The 22,380-nt window shown below is 29.5% G+C and carries 21 protein-coding genes and 3 pseudogenes; 3 read left to right on the top strand and 21 right to left on the bottom strand.

Annotation, left to right across the window (positions count from 1 at the left end; translation table 11 throughout):
• Positions 1-65: 65 nt before the first annotated feature.
• The 8 genes and pseudogenes from H527_RS0115255 to H527_RS0115225 all read right to left on the bottom strand — a co-directional run bounded on the left by H527_RS0115255 (position 66) and on the right by H527_RS0115225 (position 7,853).
• Positions 66-2,732: a carboxypeptidase-like regulatory domain-containing protein gene (locus H527_RS0115255; RefSeq protein WP_027413498.1), complete on the bottom strand. Its 2,667-nt coding sequence runs from the start codon at positions 2,730-2,732 to the stop codon at positions 66-68.
• A 16-nt stretch (positions 2,733-2,748) separates the two neighbouring features.
• On the bottom strand, positions 2,749-3,504 hold the full coding sequence (locus H527_RS23215; protein WP_051316801.1) for a GLPGLI family protein: 756 nt from the start codon (positions 3,502-3,504) through the stop codon (positions 2,749-2,751).
• A 146-nt stretch (positions 3,505-3,650) separates the two neighbouring features.
• Positions 3,651-3,773 (bottom strand): hypothetical protein, encoded by a 123-nt coding sequence (locus H527_RS24705; protein ID WP_262891764.1) that lies wholly within the window; start codon positions 3,771-3,773, stop codon positions 3,651-3,653.
• Between the two features lie 188 nt (positions 3,774-3,961).
• A pseudogene (locus H527_RS24635) lies at positions 3,962-4,141 on the bottom strand (ABC transporter ATP-binding protein); the annotation flags it as partial.
• A gap of 296 nt (positions 4,142-4,437) precedes the next feature.
• Positions 4,438-5,193 carry a GLPGLI family protein gene (locus H527_RS22325; protein ID WP_051316800.1) on the bottom strand — a complete coding sequence of 252 codons (756 nt, stop codon included), beginning with the start codon at positions 5,191-5,193 and terminating at the stop codon, positions 4,438-4,440.
• Positions 5,194-5,289: 96 nt separating this feature from the next.
• Positions 5,290-5,469 carry a hypothetical protein gene (locus H527_RS0115235; RefSeq protein ID WP_189457548.1) on the bottom strand — a complete coding sequence of 60 codons (180 nt, stop codon included), beginning with the start codon at positions 5,467-5,469 and terminating at the stop codon, positions 5,290-5,292.
• A gap of 211 nt (positions 5,470-5,680) precedes the next feature.
• A complete protein-coding gene (locus H527_RS0115230) occupies positions 5,681-6,376 on the bottom strand; it encodes an ABC transporter ATP-binding protein (protein WP_027413496.1) in 696 nt (231 codons plus the stop codon).
• 4 nt (positions 6,377-6,380) lie between these two features.
• Positions 6,381-7,853 carry a DUF5687 family protein gene (locus H527_RS0115225; RefSeq protein WP_027413495.1) on the bottom strand — a complete coding sequence of 491 codons (1,473 nt, stop codon included), beginning with the start codon at positions 7,851-7,853 and terminating at the stop codon, positions 6,381-6,383.
• Positions 7,854-8,053: 200 nt separating this feature from the next.
• Here H527_RS0115225 and H527_RS0115215 point away from each other — a divergent pair, with 200 nt between their 5' ends.
• Positions 8,054-9,106, top strand: a complete 1,053-nt coding sequence (locus H527_RS0115215) for a ferredoxin--NADP reductase (protein ID WP_027413494.1) — start codon at positions 8,054-8,056, stop codon at positions 9,104-9,106.
• Here the strand turns inward: H527_RS0115215 and H527_RS0115210 are convergent.
• From H527_RS0115210 to H527_RS0115200, 3 genes are all read right to left on the bottom strand, one after another.
• A complete protein-coding gene (locus H527_RS0115210) occupies positions 9,103-10,167 on the bottom strand; it encodes a glycosyltransferase family 9 protein (RefSeq protein ID WP_229809299.1) in 1,065 nt (354 codons plus the stop codon). The two genes, H527_RS0115215 and H527_RS0115210, sit on opposite strands and share 4 nt — an antisense overlap.
• On the bottom strand, positions 10,154-10,762 hold the full coding sequence (locus H527_RS0115205) for a DUF4254 domain-containing protein (RefSeq protein WP_027413492.1): 609 nt from the start codon (positions 10,760-10,762) through the stop codon (positions 10,154-10,156). Before H527_RS0115205 ends, H527_RS0115210 begins: the two co-directional genes overlap by 14 nt.
• Before the next feature lie 239 nt (positions 10,763-11,001).
• Positions 11,002-11,922: a DUF6427 family protein gene (locus H527_RS0115200; RefSeq protein WP_155837914.1), complete on the bottom strand. Its 921-nt coding sequence runs from the start codon at positions 11,920-11,922 to the stop codon at positions 11,002-11,004.
• Between the two features lie 120 nt (positions 11,923-12,042).
• Here H527_RS0115200 and H527_RS0115195 point away from each other — a divergent pair, with 120 nt between their 5' ends.
• The gene (locus H527_RS0115195; protein ID WP_027413490.1) at positions 12,043-12,273 is read left to right on the top strand and encodes a DUF6341 family protein; all 231 of its coding nucleotides are present in this window, start codon (positions 12,043-12,045) and stop codon (positions 12,271-12,273) included.
• Between the two features lie 150 nt (positions 12,274-12,423).
• Here the strand turns inward: H527_RS0115195 and purD are convergent, their stop codons facing one another.
• The 4 genes from purD to H527_RS0115175 form a co-directional block, all read right to left on the bottom strand.
• Entirely contained in the window at positions 12,424-13,695 is a 1,272-nt protein-coding gene (gene purD / locus H527_RS0115190) for a phosphoribosylamine--glycine ligase (protein WP_027413489.1), read from the bottom strand.
• 173 nt (positions 13,696-13,868) lie between these two features.
• Positions 13,869-14,129 (bottom strand): Txe/YoeB family addiction module toxin, encoded by a 261-nt coding sequence (locus H527_RS0115185; RefSeq protein ID WP_027413488.1) that lies wholly within the window; start codon positions 14,127-14,129, stop codon positions 13,869-13,871.
• Positions 14,126-14,377 carry a type II toxin-antitoxin system Phd/YefM family antitoxin gene (locus H527_RS0115180; protein WP_027413487.1) on the bottom strand — a complete coding sequence of 84 codons (252 nt, stop codon included), beginning with the start codon at positions 14,375-14,377 and terminating at the stop codon, positions 14,126-14,128. The genes H527_RS0115185 and H527_RS0115180 overlap by 4 nt, the downstream gene beginning before the upstream one ends.
• A gap of 37 nt (positions 14,378-14,414) precedes the next feature.
• On the bottom strand, positions 14,415-15,476 hold the full coding sequence (locus tag H527_RS0115175) for an O-antigen ligase family protein (RefSeq protein WP_162143826.1): 1,062 nt from the start codon (positions 15,474-15,476) through the stop codon (positions 14,415-14,417).
• Between H527_RS0115175 and H527_RS24215 the strand changes: the two genes are divergently transcribed.
• Positions 15,460-15,675, top strand: a complete 216-nt coding sequence (locus H527_RS24215) for a hypothetical protein (RefSeq protein ID WP_162143825.1) — start codon at positions 15,460-15,462, stop codon at positions 15,673-15,675. The two genes, H527_RS0115175 and H527_RS24215, sit on opposite strands and share 17 nt — an antisense overlap.
• A gap of 92 nt (positions 15,676-15,767) precedes the next feature.
• On the opposite strand, the gene H527_RS0115170 is transcribed toward H527_RS24215, so the two are convergent.
• From H527_RS0115170 to H527_RS22305, 6 genes and pseudogenes are all read right to left on the bottom strand, one after another.
• A complete protein-coding gene (locus H527_RS0115170; protein ID WP_027413485.1) occupies positions 15,768-16,739 on the bottom strand; it encodes a UDP-glucuronic acid decarboxylase family protein in 972 nt (323 codons plus the stop codon).
• A gap of 1 nt (position 16,740) precedes the next feature.
• Entirely contained in the window at positions 16,741-18,054 is a 1,314-nt protein-coding gene (locus H527_RS0115165; protein WP_027413484.1) for a UDP-glucose dehydrogenase family protein, read from the bottom strand.
• Entirely contained in the window at positions 18,051-19,220 is a 1,170-nt protein-coding gene (locus H527_RS22320) for an MraY family glycosyltransferase (RefSeq protein ID WP_051316799.1), read from the bottom strand. Before H527_RS22320 ends, H527_RS0115165 begins: the two co-directional genes overlap by 4 nt.
• Positions 19,221-19,223: 3 nt before the next feature.
• Positions 19,224-19,979, bottom strand: coding sequence for a WecB/TagA/CpsF family glycosyltransferase (locus H527_RS22315; protein ID WP_051316798.1), 756 nt, complete (start codon positions 19,977-19,979; stop codon positions 19,224-19,226).
• Between the two features lie 1,272 nt (positions 19,980-21,251).
• A pseudogene (locus H527_RS24445) lies at positions 21,252-21,395 on the bottom strand (transposase); the annotation flags it as partial.
• Positions 21,396-22,091: 696 nt separating this feature from the next.
• Positions 22,092-22,380, bottom strand: a pseudogene (locus H527_RS22305) (hypothetical protein); the annotation flags it as partial.

The following is a 22,380-nucleotide window of genomic DNA, read 5'->3' as shown; positions in this document are numbered from 1 at the left end:
TATTAACAATACGTATTATATAAAGAGGGGGTAGAATATTTACATTTCTTAACAACTAGATTTATTTAAAGCTTATAATGTATAGTAAACATAAATATGCTAGGAATAATAAAATCTTTTGTATCTGAAACTAAAAAATCTGAAAATGCACTATTTTGTTTAAATTGAGTGTGAAATATATTTGAACCGCTTATTTCAAACCCAAAAGGGCTATTCTCTTTTTTATAGAATAATGATATATTAGACATATCAAATGTGGTTGAAGTATTTGTGTTTCTATTTTTGAACTCCGTAAGTCTATAGTCAAATGTAAAAGTAAAATTTTTAAGAAAAGTATACTCAATATTACCAAAAGGCTCATTAGTAACAAAATCAGTTTCTCCCGTATTTGAATCATACATACTAAATTTTGTTCTGTAGCCTAATTCTATATTGGGCCATTTTTTGAATCTCGTCGTTACACTCCCTGTTAGATTTATATCAATTTTTGTATCCTCACTGTGTATTGTATTAATAATCTTTTGAAAAGTAGCATATTGCATCCTTGCATTTACTTTTAAATTTATCTTTTTTATTTTTTTCCTAAGGTTAAAAATTCCACTTATGATAGTTTCTGGGGTTTCTTGTAAAACAGGTATTAAAAACTGGTCTATTCCTTCTATTTGTATTTGGTTTCTTATAAAACTATTTTTTCTTTTATAATCGATAAGGCCATTGAAAATAAGACCATTATACATTGCAAATTTTGAATATCTTATACTTCCGTTTTGATATGTTTCGTTCTCTAAAATAGAATTACCTCTAATAATTTTATTATAATCCAAAAGCCTAAATCTATTTGCATAATTAGGGGCGTCAGTGAAATTACTTAAAAACCTATATGTAAATGTTAGATTTTCTGAGGGTTTTAGCTCTAATTTAGCAGTAACATCTGGAAGAAAAACAAATTTGTCATTAGAGAGTATATCTTCTTGTTTGGATTTCCAATCATAATGGTGAAGATGACCCCCCGTTTTTACGGTTAATACTCCGGTTTTAAATTTGAAATGCGTACCTAAGTATACATCATTGAGTCTGAAATCAAGGTCATTATTAAATCCAGAATTTTCAAAATCATTTATCGTATTATCTTCCAGTACCTGAAAATCTTTGGTTATGTACTCTTGATTCAAATATTTGTTTCCTAGAGTAATATACAAATGACTATTACTTGCTAGCACCCAATAATGTCTACCAACAATATCCAAAGTGTGGTTTGTAAAATCAATATTCTGTTTTAAATTGAATCGTTCTTCCTGTATAAGCGGGATAATAGAGTCAAAAATAGGGCGATTGGTGTTCCAAAACTCTTTTGGAGCTGTATTGTTATATGTATTACTAATTACCAAAGAAGTAGTGTGTTTGCTATTGTGTTTTTTATGCCATTCAAAATCTTGTTGTAATTCAAGGCCTTTAAGTTTATTTTCATTATCAAAATCGGTGAGTATATTACCTATTGAAGTAAAACGTTTTTCTAAACTCTCATTGTTTATAATTTTAACCTGTAGGTCAGCAAATATTTTTTCTTTAAAATTTGGTGAGTAATCAGCCGATAATTTTGCTATTCCTAGAATGTTATCATCTTCTTGACCAGATTGAACCTCTTCTCTATAACTGGAATTCTCAAAGAAATGATCATTAATAATTTCCCTCCTTCTTACCATATGGTTATCAGCATAAATTCCATAACCCGATACTGTTAAATCGGTATTTACATTTGAAGATATATGCAGAGCCGAAAATTTGTTTTTACTTTCAAATACAGGTTGGTTATTGATTAGGTTGGTATAATTTTGAATTGAATTTGTCCGCGAAGCACCATCTTTTTCCATGAGCCTGGTCCTCCCTCCTTCAAAACTCATATAATCATTTATGGTAAAACTTTTTTTTCCTGTATCATTAAGATCTCCTATAAAATTCATATTGGTTTTTGGGCTGTAATAAAATAATGCTGCATGAGATTCATAGTATTTATCTTCGCCACCACCACTGGTAATATCTCCAAAAGCAAAGTTTTTCTTATCTTCTTTTAAGGTAATGTTCATAGCCATCTCATCACTGTCTACAAAATTCTTTAAGAACCCTACCTCACTATAATTATCCAGTACTTCTACATTATCAACAGCATTGGCGGGGATATTCTCTACAGCCAGTTTACTACTCCCACCAAAAAAAGCACCTCCTTCTACCATCATTTTGGTTACCTTTTTACCATTAACGGTTACTTCTCCGTTTTTTTCGACCTCTACTCCAGGTAATTTTTTTAAAATATTTTTAAGTTTGTGTTCTTTGCCATCGGTAAAGGCTTTTACATCATAAATGATCGTATCTTTTTTGATCAACATAGGGATTTCTTCAATTATGATCACCTCATCCAATTCTTCTGTTGCCTTATGTAAAACTATATTTTTTTCAGCATCTTGTGTAGGATTAAATTTAAACGTATGACTATCATATCCCAAATAGCTTATGGTAATTGTATATTCCTTATCTTTTTGAAGTAGCAAAGTATACTCTCCTTTCTCATTGGTAATAGAAAATGACAAGTTGACTTCTTTAGAGCGTGGTTTTGCAATAATATTAACATTACTAAGAGATTGTACACTATCCTTTACAACACCTGACAGGGATATTTCTTGCCCATAAAATGCTGTAGTACTTATATATATAATAACCAATAAATATCTTAACACCTATATCATGTTGTAATTAATTCCTAAAATTCTCCATGGCTTTTTTACCGAGTTCTATAAACTCTTCTTCAGAGATATAAATCCCTTTTACAGGTTTCTTAATTTTGATTTCCTTTTTTGGGGATAAATCTAGTTTAGTGACAAAAAAATGGATAAAATCGTTAAAGTTAGCCTCCAATATCAATCCCGGCAGGCCACCATATCCCTTAGGACCAGAAGCCACTGGTATTTCTGGGGTAAACCAAACGGTGGTATTCCATATTATTTTTTTTTCAAGTACTGCTTTATTTATCACTTCGGCAGTTGCTTTATAACACATATATTTTCCTATTTTTTTAGATTCGTTATGGATTTTCCAATCTAAAGGTTCTTTTTTAATCAAATAGGTCTTTCCAAACCCTTTTTCCTGCTTTATATACTCTTTTGTTTTTAAATTTTGATAAATAATCCCATTAGTACCTGTCATTATTAGGAGCATTGGAAAGAATCTATCCTTATCATGTGCTACAATAGGTACTACTCCAAAGGTGGTTTCTTGATTCTTAAATTTTAAGATAAACTCAGTATCTCTAAACAAAAAAGCAATGTTCTCATCAATCTCAACTGATTTTTTATAAAGAAAGGGCTTGGTTTTTTCTATATCTTTCATTCTATCCGATATTGCCTGGATAAATTCAGCTTTATAATATATTTTTCCCTGATTTTGAGATGAAATAGTAAAAGGAATTAGATATAAAAAAACAGTAAAGAAATGATATAAAATAGGTTTCATACTTAAAGTTTATTATGAATTTATGTTTAGTTTAAAATCAGGACTATAGAATAGCCCTAATTCTTAAAAGAGATTACATACAAAAGTTAGCATAAAAATAGTCTGTTGTAGCATATGTACTTCCATGTACAACAACATTACGTGTTCTACTCCCAAGCATCATCCAAACAAGATTGCCCTTTTACCACTAACTTCTCTTCTCTTTTAAGAACAGTAACCCCTTCAATTTTTAAAACATTTTTTAACATAATCGTAATACTATTTATCATCTGTTTTGCTAAAAAAACAGTGTATTACATACATAATATTAATTGGTAACATATATATCTAGAACAATTGACACTAATTGCATTTGATATTTATGATTAAGGGTAGGAATTATTTATACGTAAATGTAGTGCTAATTTTATATTTAATATTACGGTAAAACCGCAATATTTTTGTGGCATTAATTATATTATTTGTTAAAATGCCCTTCAAGTTCTTTTAATGTCTCTTCTGATGTTACTAGGTCTTTTACCACAACCCCTTTGTCCAAAACCACAATTCGCTCACAGACTTCAGTAACATGTATTAAATCGTGACTAGATATTAAAATGGTAGTGTTTGGGTTTGCAGATAATTCTTTAATTATTTTTTAATCTAATCTGGACAGGATTAAATTCAAACATATGACTAACATATCCCAAATAACTTATGGTAATTGTATATACCTAATCTCTTTGAAATGGCAAGGCATACTCTCCTTTCTCATTGGTAATAGAAAATGACAAGTTGACTTCTTTAGAGGGTGGTTTTCAATAATGTTAACATTACTAGGGGATCGCATACTATTCTTTACAACACCCAACAGGGATATTTCTTGCCCATAAAATGCTGTAGTACTTATATATAATAACCAATAAATATCTTAACATTTATATCATGTTGTAATTAATTCCTAAAATTCTCCATGGCTTTTTTATCCTTTTCTCTCAATTCTTTTTCGGTAATAGGTTTACCTTTGGTGGTTTTTTGTATGATGACCTCCTTTTTAGGGTTTACATTGAGTTCGCTAGCCATAAAACGGATTACTCCATTCATATCAGATTCCATAATTAAACCCGGTAACCCTACATAATTTTTGGGGCCAAAGCTAACGGGGATTTCGGGAGTATACCATGCAGTGATCACAAATGTTTTTTTCTTCCCATCATTCAATTCTATTTTTTGATTTGCCGTCGCTTTATAGCAGGTATACTTGCTTATTTTTTTAGACTCGTTATGTGTTTCCCATTCTAATGGATCTAAAGTAACCAAAAATGTTTTTCCAAAAACCCTAGTTTGTTTAATCGATTCTTTAGTAATAATATTATTATAAAAAACACCATCAGAATCAGTATACATGGCAACTGCGCCAGAAAATTTATTTTTTTCATGTGCTACTGTAGGCTCCATTTCAAAACTACTTTCTTCATTCTTAAATTGTAAAATAAACCGAGTGTCTTTTAATAAAAAGGATACATTTTGTTCTATTTCTAAAACGTTTTTAAAAAATTTGGGGTTCCTTTTAAAATTTTCAGACATTTCAGGATCTTCAGACATTTTATATACAACCTCTGCTTTATAGTGTATAATGCCTTGATTTTGACCGTACGATGAAAAATAGGTAACGAAAAATATAATATATATAAGTACTTTTATATTCATATCTTGGTTTTTTCAAATTACTCATTTAGGTAACAAAGGTTTGGCATAATACTAAAATCGGGATTACGGTTAAGAAATCCCGAACAAAATTACTGTTTACATACAATTAGCCGCGTAAAAATCGTCCATTGCTTTGTAAGCACTGCCACCAGTTATATTATTCCACCTAGTCCCATAATCCCAAGCATCATCAAAACAAGATTGCCCTTTTACCACTAACTTCGCTTCTCTTTTAAGAACAGTAACCCCTTCAATTTTTAAAACATTTTTTAACATAATCGTATAATACCATTTATCATCTGTTTTGCTAAAAAAACAGTGTATTACATACATAGTATTAATTGGTAACATATATATCTAGAACAATTGACACTAATTGTATTTGATATTTATGATTAAGGGTAGGAATTATTTATACGTAAATGTAGTGCTAATTTTATATTTAATACTACGGTAAAACCTCATTATTTTTGTGGTATTAATTATATTATTTGTTAAAATGCCCTTCAAGTTCTTTTAATGTCTCTTCTGATGTTACTAGATCTTTTACTACAACCCCTTTGTCCAAAACCACAATTCGCTCACAGACTTCGGTAACATGTATTAAATCGTGACTAGATATTAAAATGGTAGTGTTTGGGTTTGCAGATAATTCTTTAATTATTTTTTTTAATCTAATCTGGGTAGTTGGATCCAGATTGGCAAATGGTTCGTCTAAAATAATAACTTCTGGATTACCAATAAGTGTCGCGACAATACCTACTTTTTTTTGATTTCCTTTAGAAAGATCTCTTAGGTACTTTTTTTGACCTAAAATTTCTCCATGAAAAAAATCTTCGAATTTGGATAATAAAGCATCTACATCTGGTCTTTTTTGACCACGAAGTTCTCCTATGAAATAAAAATACTCTTCCGAAGTTAGATATCCAATTAAAAATGTTTCGTCTATAAATGCCGAAGTAATAGATTTCCACTCTTCACTTTCATTCACTTTAATACCATTGTTTTCGACATACCCCGTTGTTGGTTGTATTAAATCTAATAATGTACTAAACAAGGTTGTTTTTCCTGCTCCATTATTCCCTACAAGACCAAAACTTTTTCCTTTTTGTATTTCCAAATGTTCTATATTCAATACGGTATTTCCTTTATATATTTTGGTGAGATTATATATTGTTATCATCGATTTATTTTGTTTGTTTGTATGCCGCGAGTGTTTTATACTTCTCTGTTTTATAAATTCTTTCTATTTTACTAAAAACTGCATCTTTGAACGCAAAGCCTGCTATTCCTGCAATTGCCACCAAAGCATATCCCAAATAAGGGCTATAGGCATAATAGCCTATGGCATACAATAACATTGGCAATGCCATTTTGGGGAATGCCAACATCATAGTTTTCATGTTAAATGCTTGCTTGTCTCCAAATGCGTATTTGTTACTCGCTAAATCAATTGGTGTTTTTACATAAGCTCCTGCCCATAATACTATATGAGAATTTACTCCTATATTATAAATCGCCGCTACGACTATAACCAGATAAACCTCCCATCCAAAATATAAGTATCCAGATGCTAAAACCGTAGAAACTAATGTTGCAATTACCATTAACCACCATTTTGAGGACAAATACTCTTTATAACGAATGTTTTGAGTCATCATTAATGGATAATAAGAGCTATCCCAACTAGGGACAAACTGCCCAAAACCTAGCAAAAATCCCCCCGTAATAAAAATTGCTGCAAAAATCCTCCAAATTGGTCCATCATAGGTTTCTACAGCTCCCGTAAAAAACAATAACCCATAGAACAAGAATAAAAAACTAACTATAATTGTAGATCTAGCTCTTCTATTTCTTTTTATCAACTTTATATCATTTTTAAGAAAAGTTGCGGTTTTACCAAATCTGTTTAACCAATCCAAGTTCTCCGTCTTCACAGTATTTGTTTTGCTAGCCAAGCCAGCATCCAGATATAAATCTTTTGTAAAAGACCTAAAAGATATTATCCATAGCAATATCAAAGTAATGACGGGTACTATTGATAAAAAAGGAATCTGGTATAGTGTAGTAAAGAAAGGAGTTGTATAGGTTGTAATATCAAAGTATTCTAAATATTGTAATGTTCCAAAAACGGCTAAAACACCTCCTATAATAAATATAAGATTGTCTTTTTTATTCAAAATAATGTTCAAAAAATTGTTACAGTAAATTAATGCAACTAATCCTATGTTCCATAATAATACGTTAAGAACAGGGTATTCATTTTGTATTAATACTATAGAAAATGGAATAAAAAAGAACGTATGAATTATATTAAAAAATGAAAAAATTGTTTTACCAAAGGCAAAGGACACTATCTTCTTTTTCTTAAACGGAAGGAGTAATAAGGGTTTAATATTAATTACTGGCATTTTCTGCAAAGCATATCGAAGCAATAGGTTAAATATAAACCAGTATATCAAAAACCTGTTTATAGTATCTAATGGATCTAAATTTAGGTTTTCTTCAATAAAAAAATAAGCTCCTATACCTCCAGAAACTACCATAACAATAACCCATATCGCCCAAAACCCTATAAACAACTTCATAAATAACCCTGAAGTTAAAGAAGCTGAGCGCCAAAAAGATTTCCATTGTAAAATAATGAAATGTTTAAACATAAGGAAGGGTGTTTATACTATTTAGTAAGTAAAAATGTTTTTTTGTTACACAAAAACAATAGAGAACATTACTTAAAAATGCAAAAAAGATTAGAATTTAGTGAAATTTTGATTTAGACACAACTATAGATTTGCTAATAATTTCATAATAAAACCTAACCTCTTCTACTGTATTTACTATTTTTGCAAAAAAAACTGTAATGTCAGGCTTTCATAAATTATCAATACAACATATTATTAGAGAAACTGCTAATGCTGTTTCTATTATATTTGAAGTACCATCGGCTCTTAAAGAAACATACTCTTTTATTCCAGGGCAATATGTTACCATAAAAACCTCTGTTGAAGGAAAAGAAATTCGCAGAGCCTACTCTATTTGTAGTTCTCCTAAAAGTGATATACTTAAAGTTGCTATTAAAGAAATACCTGGAGGATTATTTTCGGTTATTGCAAATACTAAATTAAAAGAAGGGGATATTCTGGAGGTACACTCCCCTGAAGGAAACTTTTTACTCACCCCTAATTCCGAAGCAAAACAAACCTACGTTGCCTTTGTAGCTGGTAGCGGTATTACTCCTGTAATGAGTATGATTAAATCTGTTTTAGAAGAAGAACCAAAAAGTAGTTTTATATTAGTTTATGGTAATAAATCTATTGAAGAAACTATTTTTCATACCGAACTATCTGAATTAAAAGCAAAATATGTAAATCGTTTGTTTGTTGAGTTTGTATATAGCAGAAGTGAACCAAAAAATGCTCTTTTTGGTAGAATCGAAAAACCTATAGTAAATTATGTGTTAAAAAATAAGTATAAAGATTTTTCTTTTCATTCCTTTTATTTATGTGGTCCTGAAAAAATGATCAATACCGTAAAAGATGTTTTACTTGAACGAGGTGTTGAAAAAGACTCTATTCATTTTGAATTATTTACCACCAGCGCCGAAAAAACAGAAATTGATACTAATTTAGAAGGGAAATCTAGTATTTGTATTCTCGTAGATGATGAAGAATTTAATTTTGTCATGGATCAAAAAAAGACTATTCTTGATGCTGCGTTAGATAAAGATATTGATGCTCCATATTCTTGCCAAGGTGGTGTGTGTAGTTCTTGTATTTGTAGAATTACAGAAGGAAGTGCAGTAATGGAAAAAAATAGCATTCTTACTGATGGAGAAATTGCAGAAGGTTTAGTATTAGCTTGTCAGGCACACCCGACATCTGCTGCCATTAAAGTAGATTTTGATGATGTTTAAAGGCTTAATTTATTAACTGCTTCTACAACCTTCTCGGGCTTAATGGTATACATTACCTTTTCATACCCTGAGGGTATTTTATTACCGTAAATTGATGTTGGTATTTGATCATATTTTGCCAAATTAGGTAAAATAGTATTCTCTATTGGTTGGGCAAAAGGCATAAATCCTGCAAAAGGATGTGTTACTCCCCATAGTGTGATAGTATGCACTCCATACATAGCAGACAAGTGTGCATTACCACTATCCATAGATACCATAATATCTAGGTTTCCTATTAGTTTTAACTCTTCTTCAAAAGAAAGTTTATTTACTACGTTAATTACGTTATTATATTTACTAGCTATATTATTAAGGATATCTAATTCTTTCTTTCCTCCTCCAAAAAGAAAAATTTCAAACCGATTTTCTTTGTCCAAGGTTTCGATAACCTCAACCATTAGTTCTAAAGGATATGTTTTACTATCATATTGTGCAAAAGGAGCAATTCCAAGCCATTTTTTGGTTGAACCTTGAGTTAAAGACAGAATGTTTTTTGTTAATGCTTGTTTTTTAGGAAAATTATGGGTTAAAAAATCTATAGGATATCCTAAAGCAGAAAAAACATCGGCATATCTTTGATGGGTTGATTTTAGCTGCTTAAACACCTTATTATTGGGTCTTGTAAGTGCTTTTTTTTCTGCCCTCCCCTTATCTACCTGAGCAACTTTTTTTCCTCGTAATAAGAATAATGTTTTTAATACATTTGATCTTAATACATTATGCACATCTGCTACCTCATTTATACCTAGTTTATTTAATTCATTTGCTAATCTGGTAAGCCCAAAAAAACCTTTATGTTTTCCGTTTACCTCTGCGGGATATACCTCAAGGTTTTCAATATCTGAAAACATTGGCGCAAAGAATTTTCGCGTAAGTACAGTTAGTTTAACATCTGGATAAGTAGCTCTGAAAACTCTTAGGACAGGAACGACCATTGCTACGTCTCCCATTGCTGAAAGACGTATAACTAAAATATTTCTTGTAAATTCTTTTAATTGTATATTCTTACTTTCCTCCACGCAATACAGGGTTTAGTTCATCGTCATTATACATTTTCATTTGTTTATACACTTTCATGTATTTATCCCCATTTTCAATATCCTTTAACAAAGTGTCTATTGCTGTAGAAAGATCTACTTGTTGTTCCAGTAGTATATCTAATTTTTTTTGGCATACATCTTTATGTATATCTGTTGCTTCTTCCCGAATCGTTTCTACGTGCATGTGATATACTTTTAATGCCAAAATAGATAACCTGTCTATACCCCATGCAGGGCTCTCGGTATTAATAGTAGCATTATTCTTTGGCTGTATATTTTTATACTGTTCTAAAAAATAACTATCAATATATTCAACCATATCTGTTCGATCCTGATTAGATGCATCAATTTGTCTTTTTAGTTTTAAAGCTGCTATAGGATCTATTTCTGGATCTCTTATTATATCTTCATAATGCCATTGTACCGTATCTATCCAGCATTTACGATACAATAAATGCTCTATTGCTTGTGACTTACTGTCATAAGGGTTAAAGAATTTTTGATCTACAGTATCAATTTCGTGATATTTTGCTATAACTTCTTTAAAAATGGAATTTGCTTTATTACTAAACATATATATTATTATTTTCTAAAATATGTAATTCTACAGATTGGGTTTTGTGTATCTTAAATTTATTGCTCTAGTACTTACACCATTTTTATACTAAAAAAATGTGTATTATAACTCAAAAATATAAATTTTACAACTATAGTTAGCTTCTCAAAATATGGCTACACTTATTTTCTAGAACAGGTACAAAGATATTATATTTTAAAATAGTATTTATTATATAAGGATGCTCTATAATACTATTATAAAAACATCAAGATAAATGGTAACAAAATGAACACCCATATGTTAATTTCTTTTACAAATAGGCGATAATCCATTTCCAAGTATGTAGTCCCAATTAGTGCAAGTGGTGGGGTAATAAAAAATAATTCTGACGTGTTCTTTTCTGGAGCAATAACCCCTACACCAATTGCCAGAATTAAATACACTATTATAATACGTACAATTGGCTTATTTTTTGCTGCTTTTCTTCCAAATTTAAGAAGATATATAGAAAAGAAGAATACTATACAAATTAGTAATATCCCCACAGAAAAAAAATGATCTTTTACTAAATAATTCTGAAATGAAAAAGAAAAAGGTTTTATATGTGATCTAAGTGAAAAAAAAGAATCGTAAAAAATTAATGTTATGCAATTAGCAAATACATAAACCATAATAATACCAATACATGGAATAATCCAATTTCTATAATTTTTAGGTTCGAAATAAAATACTCCTAAAAAAACAAAAAACAAAAACCCTATACTCCAAAAATATGCTAACGATGCTAAAGCAATATATATAGATGCATTAAATATGCTTGCTTTGATATGTTTTTCATTACGCATACGTAAGATATTTTGTAATGCCATCAACACAAACACATTAGATAATAAGACAGGAAAATCAATTAATGCTCTTGGAAATATAGCTGTAAGAAAGGCGTATAAAAGTATGGTAAATGTTCCTTTATTAGTAAGATCATTTTTTTGGGCTACAAAATTAAGGACTAGCATTGGTAATATATATATAAAAAGGCTTAGCACTTTTAAAAAAAAATAACCACTATCTACTTCAAAATCTCTTTTATTATGAGCTATACTGAAGAATAGAGTCATATATAATGCAACTGCAATATAATTAATAGGCTTAGATTTACTAAAAAAGCTTGATAACACTAGTATTTTTTATATTTTTGTACAATACAATATATATTGTTTTTATTTACCATAAGACTAATTTATAAAAAGATTTTAGCTTACTACTTTATTCTTTTTATAAAAAATATAAAATACGTTATGAAAGATTTTTTTGAAGCAATAGCATCCCTTTGTGTAGATGTATTATTTGCTCCTTTTGATGCCTTAAGAGCATTAGAATTAGAAAACTGGACAGGGGCTAACACCCTTAATTGGTTATTTATGTTAGTTGGCTTTGCTGCTTTTTTATATTGGATGAAGCAATTGAAAAAATTTAATGATAATGACGAAGAGAATAGAGATCCTACAGCACATTCTTTTTTAAATTAAATTTAAAAAATCCCAGATAGAGGTTTCTATCTGGGATTTTTTTTATGTGTGACCAAATCTACTTCTCTGAGAAAAATTGTGAGATGTATTTCTAAAAAACATATTTTATTTTCTAGAAGAAATCTTAGAGGTTAAACTTTATATGAAGTGCTATAGATCAAAACCTAAATCTTTTCTATAATACATTTTATCAAAATGTAGCTTTTCTATATTATGATATGATTTTTTAAGTGCCATTCTGAAATCTTCATCAAACGAAGTTACAGCAATTACTCTTCCACCATTAGTGACTACTTTTTTATTATTAAGCTTTGTACCCGCATGAAAAACAATAGAGTCAGAAATTGTATCTAGACCTTTTATTTCTTTGTCTTTTTCATAAGCTTCTGGATATCCTCCTGAAACTACCATGACCGTTGTAGCACTCCTACTATCTAATTCAAGTTCTATAGTGTTTAAAGACTGTGATCCTACATGAGTAAATAATTTTACTAAATCTGTTTTTACCCTTGGCAATACCACTTCAGTTTCAGGATCTCCCATTCGAACATTATATTCAATCACTTTTGGATCATCTCCTACTTTTATTAATCCAATAAAAATGAAACCTTTATAATCTATTTTTTCTTTGACTAAACCATCTACTGTTGGTTTAATGATTTGTTTTTCGATTTTTGTCATTAATGCTTCATCTGCAAAAGGAACTGGTGAAATCGCACCCATACCACCTGTATTTAGACCTGTATCTCCTTCTCCTATACGTTTGTAGTCTTTGGCCGTTGGTAAAGTGACATAATTTTTACCATCGGTAAGCACAAAAACACTAAGCTCTATACCATCTAAAAATTCTTCAATTACTACTTTTTCACTTGCAGTTCCGAATTTTTTATTGGTTAACATATTCTCCAATTCAGATTTTGCTTCCTCCAGATTTTGAAGAATCAATACACCTTTACCAGCGGCCAAACCATCTGCTTTTAGTACATAAGGGGCTTTTAGTGTTTCTAAAAATTGTTTCCCTTCATTTACAGTAGCTGCTGTAAAGCTTTGGTATGCTGCTGTTGGTATATTATGTCTGATTAAAAACTCTTTAGCATATTCTTTACTTCCTTCTAGCTTTGCACCTTCTTTAGACGGACCAATAACCACAATATGTTTTAACTGGGCGTCTGAAGCAAAAAAATCACTAATACCCTGCACCAAAGGATCTTCTGGCCCTACTACTACCATTTCTATCTTTTCTTTTATTACCAGCTCTTTAATTGCAATAAAATCTGTTACTGCTATTGGAACATTAATTGCAATATTTGCAGTACCCGCATTTCCTGGGGCTACAAATAGCGTATTGCAAAGTGGGCTTTCGGCGATTTTATAAGCAAATGTATGTTCTCTACCTCCTGATCCTAATACTAAAATATTCATGATATAATATGACTTGTTTTTATAGATTCAAAAATAGTTTATTCATGGTTCTATAACTAATTGTTTAGAATAAAAACTAAAAGTCTAATACTAGGTTTTTATCTGCAAACGGATATAACAAAAGAGGAAAGAGTTAATAAAATTCACAGAAAATAAAAGAGTTTTTGACTAAATTACTTATTATAATGATAGCGACAAGATGCTATTAATAGTTCTTGTTCTGTATATTTATAAACTAAGCGATGTTCTGATGTTATTCGTCTCGACCAATATCCTTGCAAATCACCTTTTAATGCTTCTGGTTTTCCAATCCCTTCAAAAGGTGTTCGCATACAACTTTTTAATAATTCATTTATTCGCTTAACCTTTTTCTTATCGCCTTTTTGCCAATATATGTAATCATTCCAACTAGATGAAGACCAGACTAATCTCATTCTTCTATTATATCCTTTTGGATGCCTTTACCTTTTTCTAACTCTTCAATAGAATTTAACAAAACATCTCTGTTCTTTCCTGTTAGCAAATACGTAGTTTCTTTTAATGAATTATATTCGTCTAACGATATTATCACTAAATCTTTTCCGCCTTTTCTTTTGATCACTAGATCGCTTGCATCATTAACCACTTTATCCAACCAATACTTCAAATTCGAACGAAAATCTGTATAGTTTACTGTTTCCATCCTATAAAAATACAAAAAAGTACTTAAAAAAGTACCTTTACAGATCGTTTTTTTCAGGATTATCATTTCGAATAATCCTACTACTTAAAATACTTCTCTTTTTTAATAATAAAGGAATAACTATAGAAAAAAACACAATACCATTAAATCGAACTAACATAGACTCAAACAACAAGGATATAAAAAGAATTAAAAATACAGAAAACTCATTTCGACTTCTTTTCATTCGTATAGCAAGCAAAATGAAAATACTAATTAAAACGAAAAAACCGAAAAAACCAGTTTGTAGATATGTTTGAAAAAATTGATTGTGAGAATTATATTTATACCCATAATTAAGATTATATCCCAATTTCTTATATTTTTCAAGCAAAACATCGTTTGCATCTCCAGTTCCATAACCAAATACAGGTGCTTCTTTTATAAGTTTGAGACTTGTATCCCATGATAATACTTTTAATTTTTCGGAAGTATTATTTTCATAATTTAATGTTTTGCTAAGATGTTTTATTCTACTATAAAAATTGATAATTCTTGGGTTATTTAAAAATAAAATTGTTCCCATGATTAAAATAATTATGAAAGTATATTTTTTACTTTTACTCTTAACATCCATAATTAAAAACACAGACATAATTGCTAGAATTATATATCCTCCAACAGAGGATAATAAGAAAAGATAAAGAAACAATATCACTATAATTGTTAATTGTATCCTTGATTCCAATTTATTTTTGAGATAATAACTTAACACTAATAATATATATATAGAAATATAATTGGAATTAACAGATCTTGAAAAAAAAGATCCTATAAAAAAATAATGCCATCCATTAGAGATTTCTTCTAATAAGGAGAATATATCTATACTGATATTCTTCTCAAGAATATATGCTGTTAAATCTTGTGTAGCATTAAAAAAATTAATAAAAAATGAAGCTATTAACCCTGCCAATAAAAAATTAAAAAGTTTTTTTACAGTTGCTGCATCTTCTTTAACAAACAAAAAAATTATAGGAAATAGTAAAAGAGATAAAGACCTCTGTATTAGACTAATCCCGTCTAAAAGATTATCTGTATAAATGAGTCCAAAGCACATTACTAAAAAATATAATGGAAAAGCGAGAACAGATTTATCTAAAACAAACTTTTTTGGGTATTTAAATACGATAACGACTCCAAAAACTATAGAAACTATAAAAAATGGCGTTGGTAGATTAATTCCTAATGGTAGTAAAAAAAAAGCTATATATAAAGAGTTCCAGAAAGTCATCACAACCCAATGGTCTTCCTTATAGAACAAGCTAATAATCTTGGATGTTATTGTACTTAATTGCACTTATAGTATACTACTATTACCGTTAACTATTATTTTAGCTTGATTGTTAAATCAAACAAAATCTCTATGTTCACTCTTTCGAAGTTCTTCTTTTGAAAATGCTTTAAAATAATCTAAAGTTAGTTTCATTCCCTCTGAACGTCCTATTTTTGGCTCCCATCCTAAAATTTCTTTAGCTTTACTAATATCAGGTTGTCGTTGCAAAGGGTCGTCTGTTGGTAGTGGTTTATATATTACTTTTTGATCTGTCCCCGTAAGTCTTACAACCTCTTCAGCAAACTCTTTTATGGTGATTTCATCTGGATTACCAATGTTAACTGGATATACATAATCACTAAAAAGCAGTTTATAAATGCCTTCTACTTGGTCATCTATATAACAAAAGGATCGAGTTTGTAATCCATTACCAAATATAGTAAGATTCTCTCCTCGTAATGCCTGACCAATAAATGCAGGCACTACCCTTCCGTCATTTAGTCGCATTCGCGGGCCATAGGTATTAAAAATACGAGCAATCCTAGTATCTAACCCATGATAGGTGTGATATGCCATAGTAATTGACTCTTGAAACCGTTTTGCCTCGTCATATACTCCTCTTGGGCCTATAGTATTAACATTTCCATAGTATTCTTCACTTTGAGGATGCACTAAAGGGTCTCCATATACTTCGCTAGTAGAAGCTATCAGAATTCTAGACCCTTTTTCTTTTGCTAATCCTAAAAGGTTATGTGTTCCCAGAGATCCTACTTTTAAAGTTTGAATAGGAATTTTGAGATAATCTATCGGGCTTGCAGGAGATGCAAAATGTAAAATATAATCCAATTTTCCTGGAACGTGAACAAACTTTGTAACATCATGGTTATAAAATTCAAATTGTTTCAATTTAAACAGATGCTCTATGTTTTTTATATCTCCCGTGATCAGATTATCCATACCTATAACATGGAAGCCTTCTTTTATAAATCTATCGCAAAGATGAGAGCCTAAAAAACCTGCTGCTCCTGTAATTAAAACTTTTCGCATTTTAAATTTTTATATCTTTTCTTCCAATAGAAAAATAAGAAATGTCTTCTTTTTCAACATCGCTTATATCGTACAAGTTTCTACCATCAAAAATTACATTTTTTCTAAGGCTATATTTAATTTTATTAAAATCGGGAGTTCTAAAAATACTCCACTCTGTACAAATAATTAAGGCATCTGCGTTTTCTAAAACATCATACATTGTTTTAGAAAACTGTATTTTACCTTGATATTTTCTAGCTACATTATCCATCGCTTCAGGATCAAAAGCTTTAATATTAGCTCCTTCTGTTAGTAATTTATCTATAAGATATAATGATGGAGCTTCTCTAATATCATCTGTTTCAGGTTTAAAAGCTAATCCCCAGATTGCAAACGTTTTATTTTGCAGATCATTATTAAAGTAATTTTTTATTTTTGGAAATAGAATAATTTTCTGATTATCATTTACTTTAATTACAGAATCTAAAATCTTAAATTCATATTGAGAATCTTTACCTGATTTATGTAGTGCTTTCACATCTTTAGGAAAACAAGAACCTCCATATCCAATTCCAGGAAATAAAAACCTCTTGCCTATTCTAGAATCTGTACCCATACCTATCCTTACCTTATCCACATCTGCGCCAACTTTTTCACAGTAGTTAGCAATTTCATTCATAAAAGTGATTTTAGTTGCTAAAAAAGCATTAGCTGCATATTTGGTAAGTTCCGCAGATTTTTCATCCATGACGATAATTGGGTTACCAGATCGAACAAATGGTTTATATAGTTTTTCCATAAGTTCTGTAGCTCTTTGCGAGCTTGATCCAATAACTATTCGTTCTGGTTTTAAGAAATCATCTACAGCAAAACCTTCTCTTAAAAATTCTGGATTGGAAACGACATCGAAAGTACTTTTTGCATTTTTAGAAATTGCTTCGCGTACTTTTTCTGCAGTTCCTACTGGCACTGTACTTTTACCTACTATTACTTTATAATCTGTAATTATATTTCCTATATTTTCTGCTACTCCAAGAACATAAGACAAATCTGCAGATCCATCCTCATCTTCTGGAGTTGGAAGGGCTAAAAAAATAACTTCTCCATGCTCCAATCCTTCCTTTAAAGATGTGGAAAAAATTAATCTTCCTGCTTTTATATTTCTATCAAAAAGCACGTCTAAATGTGGTTCGTATATAGGTACTTCACCATTACGCATTTTTTGAACCTTTTGCTCGTTTATATCTACACAAACTACCTCATTACCAGTTTCTGCTAAACATGTTCCCGTTACTAAGCCTACATATCCGGTACCTATTACTGATATTTTCATTTACTTTTTCGCTTCTTTTTGGTTTTTGGCATCAATTTTTCTCCTCCTTTTTTTACTTCACTTTTAAAAATGTCTATTTTATTTCGAAAAATAATTTTCCTTTTGATATTTGTAAAACTATAATCAAAACGATAAAAAAGATATCCGAGTAGTATAACTGTTATGATTAATATAAGAACTAAATAAAAGTTATACGACGAACTTCCTAGAAGGATAAAAATTATAACAAATATTAAATTAAAGCCTCCAATAATAAAGCTAGCTTGTTTATGGGAAATTTTAAAATAATCTATTAATATGTGATGTGTATGATTTCTATCAGGTGAGAATGGGCTTTTTTTATTTGCTAATCTTATTGTAAAAATTCTAGCTGTATCAAATAAAGGAACAATAAGTATACTTATTGCTATTAATGGAACATTTTCTAACAAAAAGGGGAGGCTATCATATGATTCTGGAGATAAGGCTAAAAATTTTAAAGTTAATGTTCCAATTATAAACCCAACGATAAGTGATCCTGTATCTCCCATAAAAATCTTCCTAGATGAAGATAGGTTAAAACTTAAAAATGCTATAAGACAGCCGTTTAATGTTAGGCATAATAAAACATAAAAATATTCATTTGTAATATAAAATATCGTAGTATAAATCATTAGTATTACAATTCCTACAATTGCTGCTAAACCATCTATCCCATCAATCAAATTATATGCATTAATAATAGTTAACATCATAAACCCTCCTACTATATAATATACATAAATTGGAATTTCATATACTCCAAAAAAACCATTCAAGGAATGAATCATAAAACTCTCATTACTCAAAATAAAAAGGATTGAAACTAATTGTGCAATTAGCTTTGTATAAGGAGAAAGTACAACCAAGTCGTCTTTTAATCCAACTATAAAAAGTATAGTTAGTCCAGGAATAAAATAGATAGCCTCATCATATTTATCCCATCCTTTTAAAAAAAAAAGTGCAAAAATTAATGTATAAAAAAAAGAAATACCTCCTAATGTTGGAGTGATTTTAATATGCGAGCTCCTTTTATTAGGTTGATCCATAAGTTTCTTATGCTCAACCAAACCAATAATTTTTGGAATAGTAAGATAAGTCAATATATACGCTCCTACGAAAAATAAAAAAAAATATAAGATATGCAAATTTTAATTTTTGAATGGTTTTTGGCAAAAGTAATGAATAAATAAATCAAATGAAATCTTAAATAAAAATAGAGGGTATTCGATTAAAATTCTTTTCCTAACCTCTTTTTCTTTAAACATTCTATAGAACCACCTTAATTCAAATTTATCAATCCAAGCAGGATAGTAGATTAAACTTGAAGAAGATTGATGTAAAAACCCTCCACACGTATAAGCATTACCTCTATATTGTTTATTTTTCATTTCTAATATAAATCTCTCTTGTAAAGGAGTACCCATTCCAACAACTAAGTAATCCAAATTTAAAGAAACTAATTCAGACTGAAATAAATCTTTCTCTTTATCAGTTTTAAAATAACCATTCCTATATCCTTTTATTTTGAGATTAGTATATTCTTTTTTTATATTCTCTATAGATTTTTCAAGAATATCTTGTTTTGTTCCAACAAAATAAATTGTTTTATCATTATCTTCACAAAATTTAAATAGTTTAGGGGCTAAAGATGTCATATCGAAGCTAATACGATGGGTTTTGACACCTATAAGTTTTAAAATCTTTACTAGCAAAATTCCATCTACAAAAATACAATTCACCATATCTACTGCATCTCTATTTTTCTTCTTTCTTAAAATTGAATAAGAATATGGATTTATAAATGTAATACTACCTTTTTTATTTTGAAAAATTTCATCAAAATCTATTTCCCTATTATTAGTTCTATAAAGTTTATCTAAAACAACTGTGAAAAAACTATTCATGTTTCTTGTATTTTATGCAAAAATATACTTTTTAAAAAAACGATAATTTTTTTTATAAATATAATTAAACTATAAAGAGACTATCCAAAAAGTATTTATTTGATGGTTTTTTTGATAGATTACTATTGGAAAAAGCTCAAAGCATGGCTCCTTATGCCCACTTTACTTTTTTGAAGATATGAATCCAATTTGGATTTCCATTTTATCAATTCCTCTTAACATAAAGTGTTTGAATTTCATATTTTACATCATGTTTCCAAAAACAGCTTCTACATCCCAGCATCTACGTTTACGATGTGCCATATCTTCTGGACTGAGCAGTTTGGAACACCTAATTTATTGAGACGATTTTTTATTGTCCATACCTTAATGTATTTGAATTATGGCAAAACGAGTACTTAGTAATTATTTTAATATAATGATTATCGGATTATTACAATCAAGGTAAAATACTAAACAAGTTAGTGAAGAATATGATCTAAATTATAGTATGATCAGAAAATGGTATAAATCCTATGAGATGAAAGTAATTCTGGAAATTTCTAAAAGAAAACAGAATTAACGTCAGAATGACTAAAGATCAAAGATTTACAAAGGGAAGTAAGCATCTTTCCCAAGAGCAACAGATAAAGTATCAATTTATAGAATCATTTTCTGTTAAAAAGATATGTTTTTATATGTTAGATAAGTAAGACTACTCATTATTATTGATTAAAGATTAAATAAAACAAAAAGATTCTTTGATTCATTTGAAAGATAGAATTGTCAAGATTTTTAATCAAAGTAACAAAATTTATGGTAGTTGTATTCAAAAATAATTGGAACGAGAAGGGTTATCTTATTAATATCTTATATTTCTTTATTAATGAAACAACTAGCTCATAAAAGTGTATTGTCTAAAAAGTTTAAGTCAACTACTACAGATTCTAATCATTATCATACACTATATAAATAATGTGCTAGACAGAAACTTTAGTAGTTCTAATCTAGGAGAAAAATGGGTGTCAGATATTAGTTATATCAAAATAGCAGACAAATAGAGTTGCGTAACTAATATTATAGATTTAGCTAAAAAAAGTACTTGCATGGACTTTAAGTGAAGATATGACTACACAAAATAATGTTTATAAAGCTTGATTAATCGTTAAAAATAAAAGAAAGATCCCTAAAAATCATATTTTTCACTCAGACAAAGGTGTACAATTTGCTTCTGAAAAAATTAAACTACTACTGGTTTGAAGCCAGTAGATTTGGAAACCGCTTTAAGTCGGCTTAAGGTTCGCCAATCTCAAAATTACCATCTTCTCGCTCTATATCTTGATTCTTGATGTATCCCATTATAATTTCATCGGTCACATTTCCAGAACTTACTACAAAATAACCTTTTCCCAAAAGATGTCTGCCCCAAAACTGCTTTGATAAAGTTTTGAGCTCTTACCTTTTAAATGCTACAATTTACAAAAATATGAATGTATTTATCGACATCAGTTTACTTCTTATCTATATGTATACGGTACTATTGACAATATATCAAGGTATATAATACCAAAGATTATATTTTTCTTTAGGGCATTAAATGCCTTTATAAGTAGAAATAAAATATTATAATATTATCCATTGTGTATTTAGGTAATACTATTTTGATGCCGTTAATATTTCTTCCGAAAACAAAATAATTAAGATATTTAATTACAGTTATAGTAGTTATTTTGGAGAGTATCTAATACATTATCGTGCTTTTTAAACAAACTCAGTCATCAAGATAGAGGCACAGATTTAATCTTGTTAAATACCAATTTACCTTCATCTTAATACAATGACATAAAAGCTGGATAAATTTCTGTTTTATTATCTTTAAAATGTATAGTTGATAATGGAGAAAGAACCTCATCATCCAGGCTACTTAGGATGTCAGGATATTTATTACGTTAGTTCTATCAAAAGTATTGGACGTATTTATGTTCAGGCTTCTATTGATACTTTATTACAAAGTAGCTTCTGTAAAATTCTAGGATCAAAAAAATACTATTACAAAAACTGATTTGCTCAATGATAAGATTATTTCTTTTCATTAGCAAAAGGAGCTTCCTTTATTACAAATTTTAACCCAGTTTATGCGTTAGAATATACAAAAGGAGGGTTCAGATTTTTAATTTGACTAAATAATCCGTCCATCCAAGGTCTCTTTTTAGCAGGTAAAGCAATCTTCAACACCTTTTTATTAGCGTGTTTAACCTGCCAAGATCCTAATGCAAAGCAATAGACTTTTAAGGTTTTTAATGTTGCCCGATTATGATGGTTTAGTGCAAAATGTCGGAACAAACTCATCAGATTATAAGCCATCATTATACATCTAAATGAAGCTTCAGTAGCCCAAAAATCTTGGAGACAAAAGTTATCT

This window comes from Aquimarina muelleri DSM 19832 (assembly GCF_000430665.1).
GTDB lineage: Bacteria > Bacteroidota > Bacteroidia > Flavobacteriales > Flavobacteriaceae > Aquimarina > Aquimarina muelleri.
This window is presented reverse-complemented; position numbering and strand designations above follow the sequence as displayed.